The organism is Kitasatospora putterlickiae, from assembly GCF_039527695.1.
Taxonomy (GTDB): domain Bacteria; phylum Actinomycetota; class Actinomycetes; order Streptomycetales; family Streptomycetaceae; genus Kitasatospora; species Kitasatospora putterlickiae.
On the sequence record NZ_BAAAKJ010000402.1, the window covers coordinates 1 to 5,327 of the forward strand.

Genomic DNA, 5,327 nt, shown 5'->3' on the forward strand with positions numbered 1-5,327 from the left:
CGCCGCCGGTCGCGGCGGTGTCGTTGTGTTCCGTCGCCGCAGACTGCTGCGGATCGGTGTTCTCGAGCATGCGGGTGGATCTCCCGTCAGGCCCCCGGGCTCCGCATCCGGGCACGGCGCGGCACCGGTGGGCGGCCGGCATCACGACGATGCTCGGGCCGGACCCTTCACGGTGCCGCCGCGCGGACGCGACGCCGCACAGGGGCTCGTAGTCTCGCTCGGCGCCCCACGCTCGGCGGGGTGTCGAAAGTCTTCTGGTCTGACCAGTCTTCTGAGGTTTTCCCAAGCTGCGCCGTCCCCCAACCCCGGGTGGCTCCCGGACGGGGGCCTCGGGCCCACCGACCGTCCGGGTCGGCGGGCCGCAAGAGGCCGGCCTGTGCTTCGACGACGCTCGCTCCCCTGGGGAGCCGCGGGGGCCTGGAGGACCAGCGGGCCCAGTGGGGAACTGGACCCGGCCTCCGCCCGCTAGGCGGACGCGGTTGCGCGCGGCTCGCCGGTGGCCACAGGGCCGGCCGGGGCCGCGGCGCGGTCGAGCGCCAGCGGGTCGGTCACCGTGCCGGTCCCCTCGTCGAGCGGCCCCTGCGCCAGCCTGGTCACCTCTGCGGGGACCGGCGGCGCCAGGTCGGCCGTCGCACGGAGACCGGACAACACGTCGTCGGGTCGTACGGCGGGTGTGGCGTGTCGTACTACCAGGCGCAGTATCGCACAGGGACGCCCGGTCCGAACATCGCGGGCCTCTTCACCCGCCGTGTCCGCACCGCCGTCGACCTGCGGCGGGAGTACTTCGAGAGCCGCCACCTCGCCGCGCGCGTCGAAGACCCGGACGCCGTTCTTGGTGAGGCGTTCGACCTCGACCCGCTCCTCGGCGAGGAACGCCGCGACGGCGCGCCCCGCCTCCTGCGGCTCGACCCCGTCCAGCCGCACCCGCCATTCGGAGGCCTCCAGGCGCTCCACGAAGTTGGACGTGCGCACCTCGACCGCGTCGATCACGTCGAGGCCCCCGGGCAGCGACTCGTCCAGCAGGACGCGCAGCTCCTCCGGGTCGCACGGGGCGGCGAGCCCGATCTCCAGGTACTCCGCCTCGCTGGCCACACCGGTCGGCGCGGCGTTGGCGTAGGACACCTTGGGGTGCGGGGTGAAGCCGGCCGAGTAGGCCATCGGCACCGCCGACCGGCGCAGGGCGCGCTCGAAGGCGCGCTGGAAGTCGCGGTGGCTGGTGAAGCGGAGCCGGCCGCGCTTGGTGTAGCGGAGACGGATCCGCTGCACCGTCGGCGCGGGCGGCGGACCGTCGGGCGTACGGCGTGCCAGGTCGCTCAGTCCTTCGTCAGTGTGTCCCCGTCCGCAGCGGCGGCGAATTCCCGCCACTGTCCGGACTCTGTCACCTCAAAGGGTACGCGCCCCCGCCACCCCCTCGCCCCGCCCCGGCCGACAGGCGCCCCTCAGTCCAGCGACCCGGCCTCCGCGAGCCACCGGGTCCTGAGCTCGGTGTGCTCGGCGATCGTCTCGAAATCCCGGTCGTAGTGCAGCACGGTCAGCCCGTGGTGCAGCGCGGTGACGGCGACCAGCAGGTCCGGGATCGACGCCGAGCGGTGCTGGCCGGCATCCGCCAGCTGCCGCTGAAGCGCCAGCAGCCGACGCCACGCGGCATCCGGAACGGGACGCCACACGTACATCCCGGCCAGCGCGTCCTTGAGTTCGGCATAGTGCCCCTTGGAACGCGCCGAGTACAGCAGCTCCGCTTCGGTCGGCTCGCACAGGCCGATCCGCCCGTGGTCGATGACCTCGCCCCAGATCGCGTCCAGCTCCGGCCGGACGATCCGAACGTGCGCGGACGTGTCGATGAGGAACTGCTCAGCACCGCTCATTCAGCGCCATACCTCTTCCTTGAACCCAGGCTCCAGCGCCTTGTCGAAGGCGCCGTCGGCAGCCAGGGCGCGCATCCGCTCACGGGCCTGCCGGCGGCGCTCGCGCATGCCGATCTCGACCAGGGCGGCGTTGACCGTGTCCTTCTTGGTCACGGTGCCGAGCACCTCGGCCGCCAGCGCCAGGGCGTCTTCATCGATGTCGATCATTGTCTTGGCCATAGTAGACGCCACTCTCTATAGATCCAAATATGCCACTAGAAAGCATACCATGAAGAATGCGTCGAATATATTCGAACGCCCCCGTCGGATATATCCAACGGGGGCGCCCTGGTCTATACGGCTATTGCTTCACCACGGTCAGCGGGAGCAGCTTCTTGCCGGTGGGGCCGATCTGGATGGACGTGTCCATCTGGGGGCAGACGCCGCAGTCGAAGCACGGGGTCCAGCGGCAGTCGTCGACCTCGACCTCCTCCAGGGCGTCCTGCCAGTCCTCCCAGAGCCAGTCCTTGTCGAGGCCGCTGTCCAGGTGGTCCCAGGGCAGGACCTCCTCGTAGCCGCGCTCGCGGGTGGTGTACCAGTCGACGTCGACGCCGGTGCCGGCCAGGCCCTTCTCGGCGGAGGCCATCCAGCGGTCGTAGGAGAAGTGCTCGCGCCAGCCGTCGAAGCGGCCGCCGTCCTCGTAGACCGCGCGGATGATCGCGCCGACCCGGCGGTCGCCGCGGGAGAGCAGGCCCTCGACGATGCCGGGCTTGCCGTCGTGGTAGCGGTAGCCGATGTTCTTGCCGTACTTGCGGTCGCCGCGGATCGAGTCGCGCAGCTTGGCCAGGCGGGCGTCGGTGGCCTCGGCGGACAGCTGCGGGGCCCACTGGAACGGGGTGTGCGGCTTGGGCACGAACCCGCCGATGGAGACGGTGCAGCGGATGTCGTTCTGGCCGGTGACCTCGCGGCCCTTCTGGATCACGTTCTTCGCCATCTCGCCGATCTGGAGCACGTCCTCGTCGGTCTCGGTGGGCAGGCCGCACATGAAGTACAGCTTCACCTGGCGCCAGCCGTTGCCGTAGGCGGTGGCGACGGTGCGGATGAGGTCCTCCTCCGACACCATCTTGTTGATCACCTTGCGCATGCGCTCACTGCCGCCCTCGGGGGCGAAGGTGAGGCCGGAGCGGCGGCCGTTGCGGCTGAGCTCGTTGGCGAGGTCGATGTTGAAGGCGTCGACCCGGGTGGACGGCAGCGACAGGCCGATCTTGTCGTCGGCGTAGCGGTCGGCCAGGCCCTTGGCGACGTCGCCGATCTCGGTGTGGTCCGCGGAGGACAGCGACAGCAGGCCGACCTCCTCGAAGCCGGTCGCCTTGAGCCCGCGCTCGACCATCTCGCCGATGCCGGTGATGCTTCGCTCCCGCACGGGGCGCGTGATCATGCCGGCCTGGCAGAAGCGGCAGCCGCGGGTGCAGCCGCGGAAGATCTCCACGGACATCCGCTCGTGCACGGTCTCCGCGAGCGGGACGAGCGGCTGCTTCGGGTAGGGCCACTCGTCGAGGTCCATCACGGTGTGCTTGGAGACCCGCCACGGCACGCCGGGGGCGTTCGGCACGACGCGCCCGATCCGGCCGTCGGCCAGGTACTCGACGTCGTAGAACTTCGGCACGTAGACGCCGCCGGTGCGGGCCAGCCGCAGCAGCATCTCGTCGCGGCCGCCGGGGCGTCCCTCGGCCTTCCACTCCCGGATGATCCTCGTGATGTCGAGCACGGCCTGCTCGCCGTCGCCGATCACCGCGCAGTCGATGAAGTCCGCGATCGGCTCGGGGTTGAACGCGGCGTGGCCGCCGGCCAGCACGACCGGGTCCTCGTCGGTCCGGTCGCGGGCTTCCAGCGGGATGCCGGCCAGGTCGAGCGCGGTCAGCATGTTGGTGTAGCCGAGCTCGGTGGAGAAGGAGAGCCCGAACACGTCGAAGGCGCGCACCGGCCGGTGGGCGTCCACGGTGAACTGGGGGACGCCGTGCTCGCGCATCAGCGCCTCAAGGTCCGGCCAGACGCTGTAGGTGCGCTCGGCGAGGACGCCCTCCTGCTCGTTGAGCACCTCGTAGAGGATCATGACGCCCTGGTTGGGCAGGCCGACCTCGTAGGCGTCGGGGTACATCAGCGCCCAGCGGACGTCGCAGGCGTCCCAGTCCTTGACGGTCGAGTTGAGCTCGCCGCCGACGTACTGGATCGGCTTCTGGACGTGCGGGAGGAGGGCCTCCAGGCGTGGGAAGACCGATTCGACAGTCATGAGTACTAGGAACCCTTACGACGTTCGGGACCGCCGCGCACTTGGCGGGGGCGACGGCTGGGAGGGGTGACCCTCAAGGGTAGCCGAACCGCCGTGGGCCGCGGCGCCTCCGAGGTCCCGTCCGGGCCGTCCCCGGGCCGCCCCGGACGGGGGATCCCGCACGTGAACGCGGCCCCACCGGCGTCCGACCACGGGCCCACCGGGGCCCCACCGCGGGTGCCCGACGACTGTTGACACGCTCCGAGGCCGCGTGCGGTACTGGCAAGGCTCCCGGCCGAGGCCCCCGACCGCGCCGCCCCGCCCGCCCCCGAGGACAGGAGAGCCATGACCGACACGGGCCGGCGGACGCGCCGGATCGAAGCCCCGCGGCAGGACACCGGGACCTATCCGACGGTGGCCCGGGCGATCGCCGTCGCCCGTCGGCTGGCCCGCCGCCATCCGGAGCGCTGCCGGGTCCGCGAGGTGGGCCGTTCCCGGGCGGGGCGCCCGCTGGTCCTGCTCTCGGTGGACGACGGCGAGCACACCGTGCTGGCCGTCGGCGGGCCGCACCCCAACGAGCCGGTCGGCCTGGCCGCCGCCCTCGGGCTGGCCGAGCGGGTGCTGGAGCTGCCGCCCCGGCCGGGGGTCGGCTGGCACGTGCTGCTCTGCCTGGACCCGGACGGCGCCGCGCTCAACGAGGGCTGGCTGCAGGGCCCGCTGACCGCCGCCCGGCACTACGAGCACTTCTTCCGGCCGGCCTTCCACGAGCAGCCCGAGCTGCTGCCGCACCCGGACGGCCCGCTGGCGCCGATGCCGGAGAGCCGGGTGCTCACCGGGCTGATCGACGAACTGCGGCCGGTGCTCCAGTGCTCGCTGCACGGCGTGGACTTCGGCGGCGCGTTCGTGCAGCTCACCCGGCCGCTGCCGGCCCTGGCCGACGGCTTCGCGCGCTCGGTGGCGCGCGGCGGCGTCCCGCTGGACGTCGACTCCTACGACGCGGTCGGCTGGGACAGCCCGGCCCCGGGCACCTATGTGATGCCGGCGCCCGGCCGGCGCCGCCAGCCGCTGCCGGACCGCCCCGAGCTGTCCACCTGGTCGTACGCGGGCCGCTACGGCGGCACGACGGCGGTGCTGGAGGTGCCGATGTGGGCGATCGACGCGGTCGGCGACTCCCGCCCGAGCCGGACCGCCCGCCCGATCAGGGCGTCCGCCGC

5 protein-coding genes are annotated in these 5,327 nt (G+C 72.4%); 1 reads left to right on the top strand and 4 read right to left on the bottom strand.

The features are described 5' to 3' along the window. Nucleotides 1-465 precede the first annotated feature (465 nt). From ABD308_RS34270 to ABD308_RS34285, 4 genes are all read right to left on the bottom strand, one after another. Complete coding sequence (locus tag ABD308_RS34270; RefSeq protein WP_344343721.1) at nt 466-1,266, bottom strand: TIGR03936 family radical SAM-associated protein; 801 nt, start codon at nt 1,264-1,266, stop codon at nt 466-468. A 173-nt stretch (nt 1,267-1,439) separates the two neighbouring features. Then, nucleotides 1,440-1,865, bottom strand: a complete 426-nt coding sequence (locus ABD308_RS34275; RefSeq protein ID WP_344343723.1) for a PIN domain nuclease — start codon at nt 1,863-1,865, stop codon at nt 1,440-1,442. Beyond that, nucleotides 1,866-2,072 carry a type II toxin-antitoxin system VapB family antitoxin gene (locus ABD308_RS34280; RefSeq protein ID WP_425554923.1) on the bottom strand — a complete coding sequence of 69 codons (207 nt, stop codon included), beginning with the start codon at nt 2,070-2,072 and terminating at the stop codon, nt 1,866-1,868. It lies immediately after the preceding gene. 133 nt (nt 2,073-2,205) lie between these two features. After that, nucleotides 2,206-4,134, bottom strand: coding sequence for a TIGR03960 family B12-binding radical SAM protein (locus ABD308_RS34285; protein WP_344343727.1), 1,929 nt, complete (start codon nt 4,132-4,134; stop codon nt 2,206-2,208). Between the two features lie 324 nt (nt 4,135-4,458). Here ABD308_RS34285 and ABD308_RS34290 point away from each other — a divergent pair. After that, nucleotides 4,459-5,327 (top strand): M14 family zinc carboxypeptidase (locus tag ABD308_RS34290; RefSeq protein ID WP_344343729.1); only part of this gene is annotated, 869 nt, incomplete at its 3' end.